This window comes from Thioclava sp. UBA3469, assembly GCF_002378135.1.
In the GTDB taxonomy this organism is placed as follows: domain Bacteria; phylum Pseudomonadota; class Alphaproteobacteria; order Rhodobacterales; family Rhodobacteraceae; genus Thioclava; species Thioclava sediminum.
The window spans coordinates 1-16,889 of the sequence record NZ_DFRG01000128.1; the positions used below are offsets into that span (position 1 = coordinate 1).

Here is a 16,889-nt window from a genome sequence, read left to right on the forward strand (position 1 = left end):
GGGACGAGGTATCAACCGATCTGCGCGGATGCGGGGCCGAAGAACTCATAGTGAATGCGAGCGTCCGGAACGTTTGCTGCCTTCAGACCGGAAACCATCTCCTGCATGAAGCCCGTCGGGCCGCAGATGAAATAGTCCGCCCTGGCCGGATCGCTGATCTGCACGAGCCAGTTCGGATCGACGCGGCCGGTATGGACACCATTCGCGACATCATTCTCTTCCGGCACCTCATAGAAGACGTGGCTCTCATGCGCCTTCGCACGGGAGGTCGCGGCAAGCGCATGGGACTGGCCGTTCCGCGTCGCGTGGACATAGACCATCCGCAGATCGCCGCCGCCATAGCTCTCCAGCATCGAGATCATCGGGGTGAGGCCAACGCCGCCTGACAGCAGAACCACCTCTCGCTTGTCTGCGGGATCGAGGAAGAACTCGCCAGCGGGCGCGGCCACGTCGAACTCGGCGCCGACCTCGACCGCATCATGCAGCCAGTTGGAGATCCGCCCGCCGGGCTCGCGCTTGACGGTGATGCGGTAGGACTGACCATCCGGCGCCGAGGAGATCGAGTAGTTGCGCCGATACTCCTCGCCTTCCGCAGGTGCAAAGCGGAAGCTCAGATACTGACCGGGGCGATGCTTGAGAACAGGCAACCCATCCACGGGATAGAGCGTGAAGGACGCGATCTCGGAGGTTTCGCTGTCCTTCGCGCCAACCTTGAAGCGCCGCCACCCGCGCCAGCCGCCGTCCTGTTCTTCCGCACCGGCGTAGATCTCTTCTTCTCGCTCGATGAGCGTATTGGCAAGGAACCAGTAGGCCTCGCCCCAGGCATTCAGGATCTCGGGGGTCGCGGCCTCGCCCAACACCTCGGCGACAGCGCCCAGCAGCGCTTCGCCGACATGGGGGTAATGCTCGGGGAGGATCTGCAAACCGACATGTTTCTGTGCGATCCGTTCCAGCGCATCGGCCAAGACCCCGGGATTCCGGATATGGGTCGCATAGGCCACCAGCGCCCCCGCGAGCGCTTTGTGCTGCGGCGAGTTGCCATGTTGATGCGACATGTTGAACAGCGCCCGGATTTCGGGAGCGGCGAGCAGCCTGCGATACATAACCGGCACGATCTGATCGACGTGCTCGGCGACGACGGGTGCAGTGGCTTCGATGATCGCGAGTGTGTTTTCCGAGAGCGGCTTGGCCATCATTGTCTCCTGGGTTATAAAACATACCAATGAACCGCATCTATTCTCTCGGGAATTAAGATGCCAATCACAGGTATGTTTTTCTTGTGCGACATTCTGTCCGGCCTCGTGATACGAGACGCGTCGCTTGGGAGCCCGATCAGGAGAGATCTGCGAATGCGCTTGAACGACACTACGGACCTTGCCTTGCGCGTCATGATCTATGCGGCGTCGATGAAAGACCGCCGCTTCACGATCGATCATCTCGTCGCGGCCTATCACGCGCCTCGAAGCACGGTCATGAAGGTCGTCAACGCGCTGACCCGAGGCGAATTTCTGACTGCCCAACGCGGCCGGTCCGGCGGCCTGGGGCTTGCACGTGCCGCCCAAGAGATCGGCGTGGGAACAATTGTGCGCCACATGGAGACGGATTTCGATCTCGTCGAATGTATGCGCAGCGACGGAGATTGCACGATCACAGCATCCTGCCGTTTGATTTCTCCCTTGGCGGAAGCCCGGGCGGCTTTCTTGGCGACGCTCGACAACTACACGATTGCCGATATCGCGATCTCGCCGCGCGATTTCGGGCTGGCAGCATCATGAGGCGGCGATCCTGAGGACTTAAGATCAAAAATCTTGACCGAGGCCGTATCACTCTGAGCAACTAACAATAATCAATCCATAAGACCGAAGAGCTGAGCCGACGACTGGGGTGAAGAATGGAGATTGAAGCCCGATCCCCTCTCGGGTCGCGCTGCGTGCCGCTGGAACCGGCAATCTTGGCCACTCGGGGGATCGCGGCATCGCAAGTTGCAAGACGAGCCCCCTCTTTGGTAGCTACGCAGCTATGATCGCCCCCGGCTGCGCGATCACCTCGAGCGCGCAGGCATGAGCCTGAACAAGGCAGCCCTCGTCTGAAGCGCCCCGAAAATGCGCGGCGAGCCATGCACCGTTGAAACTGTCGCCGGCTGCGGTGGTATCGACCACCTTTTGCGCGGCAGGCAGGTCGAGCGGCTTGGCGGTGGGATCGAGCGATATCGCCCCTCCCGCGCCCATCTTCAACGCGCCTTTGCGCGCGCCCCAGCCGTTAAGCCGTGCGCGCACCGCTTGCGCATCGCGATCACCGAAGAGCGCCATCTCGTCATCCAGCGAAGGCAGCGCAATGTCACTGATGCGCCACGCCGCCTCGGTCACGGCGCGGGCGGTCTCGATATCTTCCCAGAGCCGCGGGCGGTAGTTGGAATCGAAAGCCACCCGGGCGGGATGTGCCTCCAGATGTGCCAAGAGCGACAGGCGCACCGAATGGGGCAGGATCGCCAGCGTGATCGCGCTGAGATAGATCAGATCGACCCCTTCAAGCTGCGCGAACCCGTCCTCAAACAGGCAGCGCGCCGCGGATTGATCGCGCCAATAGGAAAAGCTGCGCTCTCCCTTTGCGTCGAGTGCGATCGCGTAGATACCGGGCAGACGCTCGGGGTGGCGACGAATGTGCGCGCAGCCCACACCTTGGGCGGCGATGAAGGCGCTCATGCGATCGGAGACAGCATCGCGCCCCAGCACGGTGACGAATTCGACCTGCGCCGCCGCCCCGGCCGCGCGCGCAAGATAAACCGCCGTGTTGAGCGTATCTCCGGCAAAGCCGATCTGCTGCTCCGGGCGATCGAAAGACAGCTCGACCATCGCTTCCCCGACGCAGGCGATCACGGGTTTCTTCGTCACATCACCGCTCCGATTTGCCACGGCTGGAATTCGTTATCGCCCAGTCCGAGGTCTTCCGATTTGGTCTTCTCTCCTGACGCGACCCTCAAGATCGCCTCGAAGATTTCCGCGCCCTTGTCAGCGATCGACACGCCTTGGCTGAGGATGTCACCGCAGCCGATATCCATATCGTCGGGCATCGCCTCCATCAGCCGGTCCGAGGTCGCCAGCTTGATCGTCGGCGCGGGTTTCGAGCCGAAGGCGGAGCCGCGCCCGGTCGTGAACACCACGATCTGCGCGCCCGCCGCGATCTGGCCCGTGGCCGAGACCGGATCGTAACCGGGGCTGTCCATGAAGCTCAGCCCCGGCGTGCGGACCTGTTCGGCATAGTCATAAAAGGCCCGCAGCGGCGTCGCCCCGGCCTTCGCGACCGCGCCGAGGGATTTCTCGAGGATCGTGGTGATCCCGCCCTGCTTGTTGCCGGGGCTGGGGTTGTTATCCATCGAGCCGCCGCCCTGTGCGGCATAGCCTTCCCACCAGTCGAGACGGCCAAGGAGCTTTTCGGCCACCTCGGGCGTGGTGCGGCGCAGCAGCAGGTCTTCTGCGCCATGGATTTCGGGTGTCTCGGAGAGGATCACGCCCCCGCCCTGCCCCACGACCAGGTCCGAGGCCACACCCAGCGCCGGGTTCGCAGTGATCGCGGAGAACCCGTCCGAGCCGCCGCATTGCAGCCCGATGCGCAGCGCGGAGACCGGGCAGGCGCTTCGGCTGGCATTGTTCACCTGCGGGAGGATCTCGCGCAGCTTCGCCTTGATCGCCTCGATCGTGGCGCGGGTGCCGCCGGTCTCCTGAATGGTCAGCGCGTGAAACCGTTCGGTCCCCGCGGACCCGAAATGCGCCTCCATGCGCGCAATCTGCATCACCTCGCAGCCCAGTCCCACGAAGATCGCCGCGCCGACATTGGGATGGATCGCGTGGCCCCAGAGGACACGCTCGAGGCTGTCCGCCCCGCGACCGCTCGCCGCCATGCCACAGCCGGTGCCATGGGCGAAGGCGACGACGCCGTCGACGTTGTCATAAGGATCGAGCGCGCCCTCAGCCGTGATCTCGGAGGCTGCGCATTTGATCACCGTGGCCGAGCAGTTCACCGTGGCGCAGAGTGCGATGTAATTACGCGTGCCAATCCGACCATCGTCCCGCGCGTAGCCCATGAAACTGCGCGGCGCGAGATCGGGGATCGCGGCCTCGGCGGTTGCGAGATCCGCGCCGATCTGATGGGTCTCGTCATGTTCGGAATAGCTGACGTTATGGCTATGGACATGTTCGCCCACCGCGATCGGGGCGCTGGCACGACCGATGATCTGACCGAACTTGATCACCGGATCACCCTCGGCCATCGCGACGCGCGCCAGCTTGTGCCCGGCGGAAACCGGATGCGCAAGCGGCTCGCCGGTGCCGAGCGGCGTGCTGCCGGCATCCGCCCGCGCGGGCAGAACGGCGACCGTGTCGCGCGGATGCAGTGTAATCGCTTCAGCCATCGCGGCGCCCCCTCAATCCGGCGATCACGCCGCGCATCTCGGCCAGCCCGCGCATCCGCCCGATAAGCGGGTAGCCAGGAAAGGAGCCGCGCGTGGCGTCGTCGAGCAGGACATGACCGTGATCCGGGCGGAACGGAATCTGTGCGTCCGCGCGCCCCTCGGAGGCCCGGCGTGTTTCCTCGGCGAGCAGTGCGGCGGCGACCGCAACCATATCGGTGTCGCCGCCCAGATGCGCGGCCTCCTCGAAACTGCCATCGGGGTCTTTGCGCACGTTGCGCAGATGCGCGAAATGGATACGCGGCGCAAAGCGCTCGGCGATCGCAGGCGGATCATTGGCCGGGTTCGCCCCGAGCGAGCCGGTGCAAAGCGTCAGCCCGTTCGCGGGACTGTCATGGGCTTGCAGAATCCAGTCGATATCCTCGGCGTTGGAGACGACACGGGGCAGCCCCAGAATGTCGCGCGGCGGATCGTCGGGATGGACACAGAACCGCAGGCCCAGCTCCTCTGCCGCGGGGATCACCTCATCGAGGAAGCGTTTGAAATTGCGCCGGATCTCGCCGCGATCGATGCCGTCATAAAGCGCGAGCTGGTCCCGCAGACCGGCGATGTCGTAGCGGTCATAGGCACCCGGCAGACCCGACATGATCGCGTGCAACAGCGCGTCACGCTCGTCTTGTGTCGAACCCTCGAACCAGGTCTTGGCGCGGGCGCAAACGTCGGGCGTGTAATCGTCCTCGGCCCCTTCGCGCTTCAGCATGTGAATCTCAAAAGCCGCCATGCGATAGGCCTCGAAGCGCAGGCAGCTACCGCCTGTCGCAAGTGGCGCGGTCAGATCGGTGCGGGTCCAGTCCAGAACAGGCATGAAATTGTAGCAGATCGTGGTGATGCCCTCGGCGGCGAGATTGGCCATCGATTGACGGTAATTGGCGAAGAGCGCGCTCAGATCGCCTTCGCCGCGCTTGATCCGCTCATGGATCGGCAGGCTTTCGACCACGTGCCAATGCAGCCCCGCCGCCTCGATCCGGGCGCGCCGCTCCGTGATCGCCTCGCGCGACCAGACCTCGCCATAGGCGATCTCGTGCAGTGCCGTGACGATACCGGATGCGCCCGTTTGCACGATCTGCGGCAGGGAAATCGTGTCCAGCTCGGGGCCATACCAACGCCAGCTCTCGATCATTGGAGAACCTCCCGCACCGCGGCGCGCGCGCCTTTTTCGACGAGCGTGCGATAGGCCTCCGTGACCGGGGCCTGCAGGGATTGTGCGAGCTCGGGCGGAAACACAGAACGCAACGACAGAAGCGCCGCAACCTTGCCCTCGGCATCCGCGGCACTGTCGGAGAGCGCACGCAACTCAGCGGCCAGCGGGTCCTTCACCTCGATCGGCTGCCCGCTCTCGTCGACGCCGCCGACGTAGCGCATCCAGGCCGCGATCGCGAGCATCAGGCCCGGGCAGCTCCGCCCGGCCTTCAACGCATCGGCGACGGTGGCCAGAATGCGCTGCGGCAGTTTCTGGCTGCCATCCATCGCGATTTGCCATGTCCGGTGACGGATCGCGGGATTGGCGTAGCGCTCTGCGAGCGCGTCGGCATAACGCTCGAGCGAGACGCCCGGCGGCGGGGTCAGCGAAGGGATGATCTCGTCGCGCCACAGATAGCGCACGAAGTCGGCCATCACCTCGTCGTCCATCGTGTCGGAAATCGTCTCGAACCCCGCCAGATAGCCAAGATAGGCCAGAGAGCTGTGGGTGCCGTTCAGCATCCGCAGTTTCATATGCTCAAACGGAGTGACGTCGCTGACCATCTCGACACCGACCGCGCCCCAATCGGGCCGCTCGCCATCGACGAAATCATCCTCGATCACCCATTGGCGGAACGGCTCGTGCATTACCGGCAAGGCGTCGTGCCAGCCGGCGAGCTCTTCGAGCCGCGCGATGTCCTCGGGCTTCGTCGCGGGCACGATGCGGTCCACCATGGTCGACGGGAACCGCCCCTCAGCCGCGATCCAGTCCGCCAGCTCCGGGTCGATGCGACGCGCCAGATCCAGCACCACGCCGCGCAGCAGCCGGCCGTTTTCGGGCAGGTTGTCACAGCTCATCGCGGTGAAGGGACGCAGGCCGCGCGCGTGGCGCAGCTGCAGCGCACGCACAAGATAGCCGGGCGCAGAGACGGGCAGGTCGTTGGCCATGTCATGCACGATATCGGGATGATCGGGGTCAAGCGCGCCGGTCGCGGGCGAATGGCAATAGCCCTTCTCAGTGATCGTGAGCGATACGATGCGCACATCCGGATCGGCCATCACGTCGAGCACTGCTTGCGGATTTTCGCGGGCCACCAGAATATCGCTGACGATCTCGATGCGCTCGGGCGTTTCGCCCTCGGGGCCGAACTCCAGCCCGCTATAGGCGAAATCCTGCGGCGCCAGCGCATCGCGCATCCGCGACGATTGCAGCGACACGCCGGTGATCCCCCAGTCGCCGCCGCTTTTCGCAGCAGCCTCAGCCGTGTAGATCGCCCCATGGGCGCGGAAGAACGCGCCGAGGCCGAGATGGACGATACCGGTTTTGAGCTTCGCGCTTTCGCGGGTGAGACGTTCAGCGGGCAAGCCAGCCTCCATCGACATTCAGGACCGCGCCATGGATGTAGCGCGCGGCGGGGGAACACAGGAAGGCGGCGGTGCCGCCGATATCGGAAGGATCGCCCCAGCGCCCGGCCGGAATTCGCGCAAGGATCGCTTCGCTGCGCTCTGGATCGGCGCGCAGAGCCTCGGTGTTGTTGGTCGCGATATAGCCGGGTGCGATGGCGTTTACGTTGATCCCTTTGGCCGCCCATTCGTTGGCGAGGATCTTGGTCAGCCCCGCCACACCATGCTTGGATGCGGTGTAGGACGGCACGCGGATGCCGCCCTGAAAGGATAGCAGCGAGGCGATGTTCACCACTGCCGAAGGCGTATTGCCCTGCTCGAGCGCGGCGCGGGCGAAGGCTTGCGTGGTGAAGAACAGCGCCTTGAGGTTCACGTCCATCACCGCGTCCCAATCGGCCTCGGTGAACTCCAGACTGTCTTCGCGCCGGATGATGCCCGCGTTGTTCACGAGGATCGAATAGCCCGCATCCGTGAAGACATCCTGCGCGGCCATCGGGTCCGCGAAGTCGAGGAGCAGCGCCTCGCCCTGCCCGCCCGCATCCGCGATCATCTCCAGCGTCTCGGTGCATTCGCGCCGCCCCGCGCAGGTCACATGTGCCCCTTGCGCGGCGAGCGACACTGCGATCGCCTGACCGATGCCGGTATTCGCGCCGGTGACGAGGGCGCGGCGGTTCTTTAGCGAAAACGGGCTCATTTCAGGTCCGCCGGCTGCACGAAGTCCATGTCGGTGTAATCGACATTGTCGCCCGCCATCGCCCAGATGAAGGTATATTCCCCGATCCCGGCCCCGGAGTGGATCGACCACGGCGGCGAGATCACAGCCTCCTCGTTGGCGATCATCATGTGGCGGGTCTCGGTCGGCTCGCCCATCAGGTGCAGCACGCGCGCCTCGGGCGTCATGCCCCAGTAGAGGTAGGCCTCCATCCGGCGGTCATGGACATGCGCGGGCATCGTGTTCCAGACTGACCCCTCGACCAGTTGGGTATAGCCCAGCACCAGCTGGCAGCTTTCCATCACGGTCGGATGGATGAACTGGTTGATGACGCGTTTGTTGGAGGTCGCAGCTTCGCCCAGCTCGACGCGGTTCGCCTCGGCAAGCTTGATCAGGCGATGCGGACAGGCGCGATGCGCGGGGGCGGAAACCAGATAGAACCGGCCGTCGCCCTCGAAGGTCACCGGTCCTGCGCCCATGCCCAGATACAGGACATCACCGCGCCCCATCTCCCAGGTCTCGCCAGCGGCTGAGACGCGTCCCGTGCCGCCGATATTCACAACGCCCATTTCGCGCCGCTCGAGGAAGGTGGCGGTCCGCGTCTCGTCCACCACGTCGAGCGTCAGCGATGCGCCATTCGGCACCGCGCCTCCGAGGGTGAACCGGTCGTAATGCGTGTAGATCAAGCGGATCTCGCCGGGCGCGAACAGCCCCGTGCCCAGGAAATGCTCACGCAGCTCTTGCGTGCCCATGGTGCGGGCGTGATCGGGATGGATGGCGTGGCGGGTTTCTACGCTGAGCATTGAATGTCCTTTCACAAAAAGTCGTCGCGGCGCGGGGTAAAGCAGTCGAGCAGCTCCCCCGCTTCGACGCAGACACAGCCGTGTTCGGCGCCGGACGGTATCATCAGGCTGTCCCCGGCGCGCAGCACGTGCTCCGCACCATCGAGGACAAAGCGAAATTCGCCGGAGGTGCAGTAGGTGGCCTGCACGTGAGGATGGGAGTGGAGCGCCCCCTCTGCCCCGGCCTCGAAGCGAACCGAGACCAGCATCATCTGCTCGTTTTCGGTCAGCACCTGACGGGCGATGCCCTCATCGGGATAGGCGATCGGATAGCTCATGCGAAAACTCCTCTCAGTGGAAGACCGACGGCAGCCAGAGCGAAAGCGCCGGGATGTAGGTCACCAGCATCAGCGTGGCGAAGGTCGCGAAATAGAACGGCCAGATCGATTTCATCACCGTCGTGATCGGCACCCGGCCCACCGCGCAGCCGACGAACAACACCGCACCGACCGGCGGTGTGCAGAGCCCGATCCCGAGGTTGAGCACGAGGATCACCCCGAACTGCACCGGATCGACGCCGAAGGCCTGAGCCACGGGCAGGAAGATCGGCGTGGTGATCACGATCAGCGGCGACATGTCCATGAACGTGCCCAGCACCAGCAGCAACAGGTTGATCAGCAGCAGGATGACGATCGGATTATGCGAGAAATTCTCGAGCAGATTGATCAGCTTGGCCGGCACTTGCAGATAGGCCAGCAGCCAGCCGAAGGAGGCCGCGCAGCCGATCACCATCAGCACCATCGCCGTCGTGCGCACCGCGCCCTTGGTCGCTTCGATGAAATCCGACAGCTTCATCGTGCGATACAGGAAGACGGTCACCAGAAGCGCGTAGACCACCGCGATATTGGAGCTTTCAGAGGCGGTAAAAATGCCCGAGCGCACGCCGCCGAAGATGATCAGGATCATGATCAGACCGGGCATCGCATTCCAGAACAACCGCCCGAGGGCCCTGCGACCGGGAAACGGTTCGGTCGGGTAGCCGCGGCGTTTGGCGACGAAATAGGCGGCGGTCATCAGCGACAGCGCAAGCACCAGACCCGGAATAATCCCGGCGGTGAACAGGTCGGCGATCGAGATCTTCCCGCCTGCCGAGATCGAATAGATGATCATGTTATGGCTGGGCGGTAGCATCAGCGCGATGATCGCCGCCGTGACGGTGATGTTCACGCCGTAATCCGCGCCGTAACCTCGTTCGCGCATCTGCGGCACCATCAGGCCGCCCACTGCCGAGGCATCCGCCGCAGCCGAGCCCGACACGCCGCCGAACATCACCGAGGCGAGGATGTTCACCTGCCCCAGCCCGCCGCGCATATGCCCCACCAAGGCGCCCGCCAGCGCGACCAACCGCCGCGCGATATCGCCGCGCACCATCAGGTCGCCGGCATAGATGAAGAACGGGATCGCCATCAGCGCAAAGACAGAGACGCCGGAATTCAGACGCTGGAACACCACCACCGGGGGAAGCCCGAGATAAGTGACTGTCGCGAAGGAGGCCACGCCGAGACAGAACGCGACCGGCGTTCCGATCAGCAGAAGGACGGTAAAGGTCCCGAACAAGATCCAGAGTTCCATGAGCTCAGTTCCCTTCGCCAGTTACAGCATTGCCTTCAAGCTCTGCCGCGTCGTGATCGTCGCCGAACCGCGACGTAGACAGGCCCGCGAGCCGGCGCAGGATGCGCTCGGCGCAGAAGATCATCAGCAGCGCTCCGCCCGCCGCGACCGGCACGAAGCGGAAGGCCCCGGAAACACCGAGCCCTGAAATCGTCGTGGCGGCCATCTTGTCCGCCAGCTCCCAGCCGTATTTGAGCATCCCGAAACCGAAGGCCGCGACCACGAGGTCCGAGATCGAGAAGAAGGTCAGGCGCACCTTTTCGGGCAGCACGAAAAGCAGCACGTCGAAGCTGAGGTGGTAGCCCTCCCGGATACCGACGGCCGCGCCGAGAAAGATGAACCAACCCATCAGGATCACACTGGCCGGTTCGGCCCAGAACAGGCTTGAGCCGAGGACGTAGCGGTAAAAGACCTGGGCGAAGACGAAGGCCGTCATCAGCACCAACCCGATCCCTGATAGCCATAGGGCAGCCTGGCCCAACCAGCCGGTCCAGACGGCTAGTTTCTCCACAATGTTGCGCATCGGAGGGAACTCCACGGAAAGAAGGTGCCCCCGCCCCTGCGGGCGGGGGTCGAGGGGTCAGATCACTTCGTCGCTTGAATGCGCGCCACCAAATCCTTCGCCTCGGGCGTGGTCACATACTTGTCGTAGACCGGCTTCATCGCGTCGATGAAGGGCTGCTTGTCGATATCCTTCACGACTTTGACGCCAGCCGCTTCGACCTTGTCCTCGGATTTCTTTTCCTGCTCGGCCCAGAGCTTGCGCTCGAGCGTTTCCGAGTTCTTCGCAGCAGCCTTGATGACCTTCTGGTCGTCGGGGCTCAGCTTGTTCCAGGTCGTGAGCGACATCGCCACCAGTTCCGGCACCATCAGGTGCTGGTCCTGCGTGTAATAGGGCGCGACCTCGTAATGGCCCGAGCTGTCATAGGAGGGCCAGTTGTTCTCTGCGCCGTCGATGACGCCGGTCTGGATCGAGGAATAGACCTCGCCATAGGGCATCGGCGTAGCATTGGCGCCGATCGCCTTCATCATGTCGACGAACACGTCGTTCTGCATCACGCGGAACTTCATGCCCTGAAGATCGTCGATCGATTTGATCGGATGCTCGGAGTTGTAGAAGCTGCGCGAACCGGCGTCGTAATTGGCCAGCTGCACCAGATCATGTGCCTCGAACGCCTTGCCGACTTCCGCGCCGATCGGCCCGTCGAGAACGTGGTGCTGATGTTCGACCGAACGGAACAGGTAGGGCAGCGAGAACAGCTGCGTTTCCGGAACGATGTCGTTGAACGTGCCGAACGAGGCGCGCACCATGTCGATCACGCCCAGCTGGGTCTGCTCGATCGTATCCTTCTCCTCGCCCAGCTGCGCGGACGGGTAGACCTCGATGCAGATTCGGCCATTGGTCTTCGCCTCGACCTCTTTCGCCATCGATTTCACCGCCTCGACGGTCGGGTAGCCGTCGGGGTGGGTGTCCGACGAGCGCAGGGTCATGTCGCAGGCCGACGCGGTCGTGACGCTGGCGGCCGAAATCAGCAGCGCAGCGATAGGTGTCAGTGTCTTCTTCATTACTTCTCTCCTCCCAGAAAGTGCTCAATCAGAGCTTGTAGGCTTGGCGTGCAAGCCTGTGTGTGAGGTCATGGATGACCTCAGAAGCTTCCTCCTCCGTCAGCCGCCCGGTGGCGACCAAGTTGGCAAGGAATCCGGCATCGACCCGGCGCGCGACGTCATGGCGCGCGGGGATCGACAAATAGGCACGGGTGTCGTCGTTGAAGCCGACCGTGTTGTAGAAACCCGCGGTTTCGGTGGTCATCTCGCGGTAGCGCCACATGCCCTCGAAGCTGTCGTGGAACCACCACGCGGGGCCGAGGCGCAGACAGGGATAGACCCCTGCCAGCGGCGCCAGCTCGCGCGCATAGGTGGTCTCGTCGAGTGTGAACAGGATGACGCGCAGCTCGGGGTTCTGCCCCACCGCATCCAGAAGCGGCTTGAGGGCTGCGACATAATCGGTGCGCGTCGGGATATCGCAGCCCTTGTCGCGCCCGAAGCGGGACAGGATAGGATCAGAATGGTTGCGCGACGAGCCGGGATGGATCTGCATCACCAGACCGTCCTCGCAGGACAGCTTCGCCATCTCGGTCAGCATCTGGGCGCGGAATGCCTCGCGCTCCGCCGCGTCCGCTTTCCCCGCGAGCACCTTGTCATAGAGCGCCTCTACCGCGGCGCGATCCAGATTGAGCGTCGCGGCACTCGGATGACCGTGGTCGGTCGAGGTTGCCCCGAAAGAGGCGAAATAGGCGCGCCGGTCGCGATGGGCGTCCAGATAGGCCGCGAAGGATGTGCCCGACTGCCCGCCAAGCTGACAGAACGTCTCGACATTCTGCGCGAAGCCTTCGAAATCGGGATCGACCACCGGATCGGGGCGATAGGCGGTGATCACGCGCCCGCCCCACCCGCTTTCGCGGATCATCCGGTGCCATTTCAGATCGTCGAGCGGGCTTTCGGTCGTCGCGATCACCTCGATATTGAACTGATCGAACAAAGCGCGCGGGCGCATCTCCGGGCGCTGAAGCGCCTCCGAGATGCGATCGTAATACATGTCCGCGGTGTCGGCGCTGAGCCGCTCGGTGAAGCTGAAGATCGTCTCGAACGCATGGTCCAGCCAGATCCGCGAGGGCGTGGCGCGGAACAGGTGGTAATGCTCCGCGAACAGCCGCCAGATCTTGCGGCCATCGGTTTCCGTCTCACCGCCATCGACGCGCGGCACGCCAAGCGCTTCCAGCGGCACGCCCTGGCTGTGAAGCATCCGGAACACATAGTGATCGGGCGTCACGAAAAGCTGGGCGGGATCGGGAAAGGCTTCGTTCTGCGCATACCAGCGCGGATCGGTATGGCCGTGGGGCGAGATGATCGGGGCGTCCTTGATCGTGTCATAGAGATCGCGCGCAAGGGCACGAACCCCCGGATCCGCTGGCAGCAGGCGATCTTTATTCAACAGCGCCATGGTCTATCGCTCCCCCTGTAGCTATTTTCTTAGGTGGACTACCACCGAACTAATAAACTAATATGCTAGAATACCCGGACCGTCAACGAGGAGTTCCGATGCCCGCGCCCCTGCCTTTGACCCAGCTTGATCAGAACGCACGCATGTCGGTTTCCGATGTCGTTTTCGAACATTTGCGCCAACAGGTTCTGGGGCTATCCCTGCCACCGGGCACCAAGCTCTCAGAAGTGGAGGTCGCCAAGCAGATGGGGGTTTCGCGCCAGCCGGTGCGCGATGCCTTCTACCGTTTGTCGAAGCTCGGATTTCTTGTGATTCGACCTCAGCGTGCGACGACGGTCTCGCTGATTTCACGCGAAGCGGTGCTGCAGGCGCGCTTCATTCGCAACGCGCTCGAGGTTGAAACTGTGCGCGTCGCGGTCGCCGCATTGACCGATGAGGATCTCGCGGCGTTGCGCGATCTGATCGAGCAACAGCGTGCCGCAATGGAAAAGGGTGAGAAGACCAAATTCCACGAACTGGACGATCAGTTTCATCGCGAGATCTGCACCCGGGCCGGGCTCGGCTTCACCTGGGAACTGATCGCCGAGAACAAGGGCCACATGGATCGCGTGCGGATGCTGTCGCTGTCTTTCGCCTCGCGCGATGCGTTCGACGATCACGTAAAGATTCTGAGCGCGCTCGAAAGCCGGGACCTTGACCGCGCGACGCAGGCGATGCGCGATCACCTGTCGCGGATCCTCGATCAGATCGACCGCATTCAGGATGATCACACAGAGCTTTTCGAGGTCGCGCCTCGGCAGAGCTGAAGTCGGGACGGCGTGATCGCCGAATACTTCGACTTAAGAACGCAAGGTCGGCATAGGAGAAGGCATCGGGCGCCTACCCCATCCCCGGCCCATCAATCTCGTCATCGCGCGACAGCTGCAGCGCACCAACACCGGCCTCCCCTGCACGCACTAGGAGATCCAGAATCCCCTGGATGATCCGGTCTTCGTCGCTCTCACCAAGCTTAGTGAGACAGTTAGGCATATCCTCCATCACTAACTCGCCGCCCAAAATTTCGGCACCGCCGCCGGAAAGCGCGGCGATGACATTGCTCAGGGCGGCTTGCTTTTGCGCAAACTCAAGAGTTCTTCGGTCGAGCTCCGCAGACTGCACTCGCATCTGCTCCGCGATCGCCTTGCGCGCGGCATGTTGTTTCGTCGTTAGCCGCGCTTTTCGCGGCCCGTCGCGCAAGAGCCCGCAGTGCTCTCCGACCGCCCGGTGGTAATCGTCCTGGAACTGACGCATGGCCGCACGGTAGGCGACCATTTCCGGAACCTCACCCCGCAGTTTTCGAGCCGCCTTCAGATGGGTGCGGTTCTCTTCTTTCCACGACGCGAGCACCTTCGCATTTTCAGCCCGCGCCGCGCGACAGTCCGTGCGCCACGCCTCAAGACGCGCAGCATTATGCGCCTTGTTGCGCGCGATGGTCTCCGGTCGCTTGCCAAGAGCCCGCTTGCGCGGTCTCGGAGGAAGAGGCTTGGGAATGGGACGCGGGAGCGAGCAAATGGCCGAAGGGGTCTCGCAGGAGGCGCGCACCTCCGTGGCCGCGCGTTTGCCCGCATGCAGCTTGTTCGCATCGAGCTTCGGATCGTCGACATTGATCGCCAAGATGTGGAGGTGGACATGGGCCTCATCGAGATGCAGCACGGCCGCCCACTCCACGCCCTGCGGCATCCGGATTTTAAAATGCGCAAGCACTCGCTGCACCCAGGTCTTGATCTCAGGTGCATGCCGTCCCCCATCATGGGTCAGGGTCTCAACCGATAATGGATGCGAGTGAATTTCCGCATAAAGCGTCGCCGCATCCCGACGCAGCCGACGCTGATAGCTCGTGCCTTTCGCACTTTTCACGGTCTCACGGATCGTCTCCACCTTCTTGGCCCAGAGCGCCTCGAGCTTTTTGAGCGTCGTCGTGCCGTCAAGCTTGATTGGCGCTTTCGGCTCCGCAACATGGCGCGAATAGCGTGGCACCCGCATCGCCTCGCCAAAGACCTGCTCGGCCGTGTTCACCTGCTCAGGCGCCCCCTTAACCTTGCGCGGGGCGGCCGAGTAACATTCGATATGGACAAACTGATAGCTCATGGATCACCTCTTCTCTTCCTTGGCTCTCGCTCGAGGATAAGTTGGTGACCTGAAAAAACGGGCAGGAGACCGGTGCGAAAAACGGCGCCGGGGGTCTGTCGGGAAAAGCTAGCTATATGACAGACTATAGCTAGCTTTCCTGAACGGCTGGATTGCGGCCCGGCGCGGCAGCTTCGGCTTATGCTCAAAAAAGGCGGCACGCGGGGGGCACCATAGTTCGCCCCCCCCGGGAAGGACTTCGCCCGACCAAAAATCGAAGGCCTGCCAAACGCAGCAACATCCTCAAGAGCGTGTAGCTTAAGCGACCACTTCAGGCTGTTCATCGTTCTGCCTGAAACGAAAGCCGACGAAACTCACGCAAGGTCCGCGGGCAGCACGCCCTCGGGGATGTTCTGGTAGCAGACCGGACGCAGGAAGCGCCGGATCGAAAGGGTGCCGACCGAGGTCGCGCCGAAGTTCGTGGACGCGGGATAGGGCCCGCCATGGACCATTGCGTCACAGACCTCCACGCCGGTCGGGAAGCCGTTGGCCATCACGCGGCCCGCCTTGCGCTCGAGCACCGGCAGCAGCTTGCGGGCAAGCTCCGCATCGCCGTCATCGAGATGCATGGTTGCTGTCAGCTGGCCCTCGAAGCCCTTCGCAAGATCGACCATCTGCGCGGGGTCCGAGACCCGGACGACAAGACCGAGCGGCCCGAAGACTTCCTCGCCAAGCGCATGGTCCTGCAGGTAGTTCTCGGCGCTCGTCTCGTAGAGGTTCGGGGAGGCGTTGCGGCCTTCCTGCTCGGTCGTCAGCACTGGGGTCACGGAATTGCGGGTATCGAACCGGTCCTTGCCGTCGCGATAGGCCTGCGCGATGCCGTCCGTCAGCATGACCTGCGGGCCGGAGGCCGACAGCGCCTCTTTCGCGGCGGCGACAAAGGCGTCGCCTGCGGGGCCACCCTCGACCACGGCGATGCCCGGGTTGGTGCAGAACTGGCCCGCGCCCATCGTCAGCGAGCCTGCCCAGCCGGCGCCGATCTCGGCGCCGCGCGCCTTTGCGGCCTCGGGCAGCAGAAACATCGGGTTGACCGAGCCGAGCTCGCCAAAGAACGGGATCGGCTCGGGACGCTGCGCACACAGATCGAACAGCGCACGACCACCGCCCAAGCTACCGGTGAAGCCCACGGCCTTGATCAGCGGATGCTGCACGAGCCCTTGACCCACGTCACGGCGTCCGCCCTGGATCAGGCTGAAGACGCCCTTGGGCATGTTGCATTTCTCGACTGCGGCCTTGATCGCCTCGGCCACGATTTCGCCGGTGCCGGGATGGGCGGAATGGCCCTTCACGACGACCGGGCAGCCTGCGGCCAGCGCGGCGGCGGTGTCGCCGCCGGCCGTCGAAAACGCCAGCGGGAAGTTCGACGCGCCGAAGACCGCGACCGGACCGATCGGACGCTGCATCATCCGCAGATCGGGGCGCGGCAGCGGCTGGCGATCGGGGAGCGCCTCGTCATGGCGGCGGTCGAGATAGTCACCGTTGCGGATGTGGCTCGCAAAGAGACGCAGC

General features: G+C 63.7%; 16 protein-coding genes. 2 read left to right on the top strand and 14 right to left on the bottom strand.

Features of this window, described 5'->3' with window-relative positions:
* Positions 1–11: 11 nt before the first annotated feature.
* Positions 12–1,193, bottom strand: coding sequence for an NO-inducible flavohemoprotein (hmpA, locus tag B3D39_RS10240; protein WP_078545549.1), 1,182 nt, complete (start codon positions 1,191–1,193; stop codon positions 12–14).
* 156 nt (positions 1,194–1,349) lie between these two features.
* On the opposite strand from hmpA, the gene B3D39_RS10245 reads away from it, so the two are divergent.
* Entirely contained in the window at positions 1,350–1,775 is a 426-nt protein-coding gene (locus tag B3D39_RS10245; RefSeq protein WP_078540059.1) for an RrF2 family transcriptional regulator, read from the top strand.
* A gap of 234 nt (positions 1,776–2,009) precedes the next feature.
* On the opposite strand, the gene B3D39_RS10250 is transcribed toward B3D39_RS10245, so the two are convergent.
* The 11 genes from B3D39_RS10250 to uxaC all read right to left on the bottom strand — a co-directional run bounded on the left by B3D39_RS10250 (position 2,010) and on the right by uxaC (position 13,214).
* Positions 2,010–2,891 (bottom strand): sugar kinase, encoded by an 882-nt coding sequence (locus B3D39_RS10250; RefSeq protein WP_274963306.1) that lies wholly within the window; start codon positions 2,889–2,891, stop codon positions 2,010–2,012.
* Positions 2,888–4,408 carry a UxaA family hydrolase gene (locus B3D39_RS10255; protein ID WP_274963305.1) on the bottom strand — a complete coding sequence of 507 codons (1,521 nt, stop codon included), beginning with the start codon at positions 4,406–4,408 and terminating at the stop codon, positions 2,888–2,890. Before B3D39_RS10255 ends, B3D39_RS10250 begins: the two co-directional genes overlap by 4 nt.
* Positions 4,401–5,585, bottom strand: coding sequence for a mannonate dehydratase (gene uxuA / locus B3D39_RS10260; RefSeq protein WP_274963304.1), 1,185 nt, complete (start codon positions 5,583–5,585; stop codon positions 4,401–4,403). The genes B3D39_RS10255 and uxuA overlap by 8 nt, the downstream gene beginning before the upstream one ends.
* Complete coding sequence (locus B3D39_RS10265; protein WP_274963308.1) at positions 5,582–7,021, bottom strand: mannitol dehydrogenase family protein; 1,440 nt, start codon at positions 7,019–7,021, stop codon at positions 5,582–5,584. The genes uxuA and B3D39_RS10265 overlap by 4 nt, the downstream gene beginning before the upstream one ends.
* Entirely contained in the window at positions 6,999–7,742 is a 744-nt protein-coding gene (kduD, locus tag B3D39_RS10270; protein WP_274963303.1) for a 2-dehydro-3-deoxy-D-gluconate 5-dehydrogenase KduD, read from the bottom strand. Before kduD ends, B3D39_RS10265 begins: the two co-directional genes overlap by 23 nt.
* A complete protein-coding gene (gene kduI, locus B3D39_RS10275; protein WP_274963302.1) occupies positions 7,739–8,563 on the bottom strand; it encodes a 5-dehydro-4-deoxy-D-glucuronate isomerase in 825 nt (274 codons plus the stop codon). The genes kduD and kduI overlap by 4 nt, the downstream gene beginning before the upstream one ends.
* A gap of 11 nt (positions 8,564–8,574) precedes the next feature.
* Positions 8,575–8,880 (bottom strand): cupin domain-containing protein, encoded by a 306-nt coding sequence (locus tag B3D39_RS10280; RefSeq protein WP_078599802.1) that lies wholly within the window; start codon positions 8,878–8,880, stop codon positions 8,575–8,577.
* Between the two features lie 13 nt (positions 8,881–8,893).
* Positions 8,894–10,174, bottom strand: coding sequence for a TRAP transporter large permease (locus B3D39_RS10285; protein WP_078540065.1), 1,281 nt, complete (start codon positions 10,172–10,174; stop codon positions 8,894–8,896).
* Between the two features lie 4 nt (positions 10,175–10,178).
* Positions 10,179–10,736 carry a TRAP transporter small permease gene (locus tag B3D39_RS10290; RefSeq protein WP_274963301.1) on the bottom strand — a complete coding sequence of 186 codons (558 nt, stop codon included), beginning with the start codon at positions 10,734–10,736 and terminating at the stop codon, positions 10,179–10,181.
* Between the two features lie 62 nt (positions 10,737–10,798).
* Positions 10,799–11,779: a TRAP transporter substrate-binding protein gene (locus B3D39_RS10295; RefSeq protein ID WP_078545535.1), complete on the bottom strand. Its 981-nt coding sequence runs from the start codon at positions 11,777–11,779 to the stop codon at positions 10,799–10,801.
* A gap of 28 nt (positions 11,780–11,807) precedes the next feature.
* Complete coding sequence (uxaC, locus tag B3D39_RS10300) at positions 11,808–13,214, bottom strand: glucuronate isomerase (protein ID WP_274963300.1); 1,407 nt, start codon at positions 13,212–13,214, stop codon at positions 11,808–11,810.
* A gap of 98 nt (positions 13,215–13,312) precedes the next feature.
* Here uxaC and B3D39_RS10305 point away from each other — a divergent pair, with 98 nt between their 5' ends.
* A complete protein-coding gene (locus B3D39_RS10305; protein ID WP_078545531.1) occupies positions 13,313–14,020 on the top strand; it encodes a GntR family transcriptional regulator in 708 nt (235 codons plus the stop codon).
* Between the two features lie 73 nt (positions 14,021–14,093).
* On the opposite strand, the gene B3D39_RS10310 is transcribed toward B3D39_RS10305, so the two are convergent.
* Together B3D39_RS10310 and B3D39_RS10315 are read right to left on the bottom strand one after the other, a co-directional pair.
* Positions 14,094–15,341, bottom strand: a complete 1,248-nt coding sequence (locus B3D39_RS10310; protein WP_274963299.1) for a Mob protein — start codon at positions 15,339–15,341, stop codon at positions 14,094–14,096.
* A 353-nt stretch (positions 15,342–15,694) separates the two neighbouring features.
* Positions 15,695–16,889: aldehyde dehydrogenase (NADP(+)) (locus tag B3D39_RS10315; RefSeq protein WP_286789661.1), on the bottom strand; the 1,195-nt coding region annotated here is incomplete at its 5' end.

Coding starts and splice junctions, on each gene's coding strand:
- hmpA (WP_078545549.1), bottom strand. CDS start 1,193: ATGGCCAAGCCGCTCTCGGAAAACACACTCGCGATCATCGAAGCCACT.
- B3D39_RS10245 (WP_078540059.1), top strand. CDS start 1,350: ATGCGCTTGAACGACACTACGGACCTTGCCTTGCGCGTCATGATCTAT.
- B3D39_RS10255 (WP_274963305.1), bottom strand. CDS start 4,408: ATGGCTGAAGCGATTACACTGCATCCGCGCGACACGGTCGCCGTTCTG.
- uxuA (WP_274963304.1), bottom strand. CDS start 5,585: ATGATCGAGAGCTGGCGTTGGTATGGCCCCGAGCTGGACACGATTTCC.
- B3D39_RS10265 (WP_274963308.1), bottom strand. CDS start 7,021: ATGGAGGCTGGCTTGCCCGCTGAACGTCTCACCCGCGAAAGCGCGAAG.
- kduD (WP_274963303.1), bottom strand. CDS start 7,742: ATGAGCCCGTTTTCGCTAAAGAACCGCCGCGCCCTCGTCACCGGCGCG.
- kduI (WP_274963302.1), bottom strand. CDS start 8,563: ATGCTCAGCGTAGAAACCCGCCACGCCATCCATCCCGATCACGCCCGC.
- B3D39_RS10280 (WP_078599802.1), bottom strand. CDS start 8,880: ATGAGCTATCCGATCGCCTATCCCGATGAGGGCATCGCCCGTCAGGTG.
- B3D39_RS10285 (WP_078540065.1), bottom strand. CDS start 10,174: ATGGAACTCTGGATCTTGTTCGGGACCTTTACCGTCCTTCTGCTGATC.
- B3D39_RS10290 (WP_274963301.1), bottom strand. CDS start 10,736: ATGCGCAACATTGTGGAGAAACTAGCCGTCTGGACCGGCTGGTTGGGC.
- B3D39_RS10295 (WP_078545535.1), bottom strand. CDS start 11,779: ATGAAGAAGACACTGACACCTATCGCTGCGCTGCTGATTTCGGCCGCC.
- uxaC (WP_274963300.1), bottom strand. CDS start 13,214: ATGGCGCTGTTGAATAAAGATCGCCTGCTGCCAGCGGATCCGGGGGTT.
- B3D39_RS10305 (WP_078545531.1), top strand. CDS start 13,313: ATGCCCGCGCCCCTGCCTTTGACCCAGCTTGATCAGAACGCACGCATG.
- B3D39_RS10310 (WP_274963299.1), bottom strand. CDS start 15,341: ATGAGCTATCAGTTTGTCCATATCGAATGTTACTCGGCCGCCCCGCGC.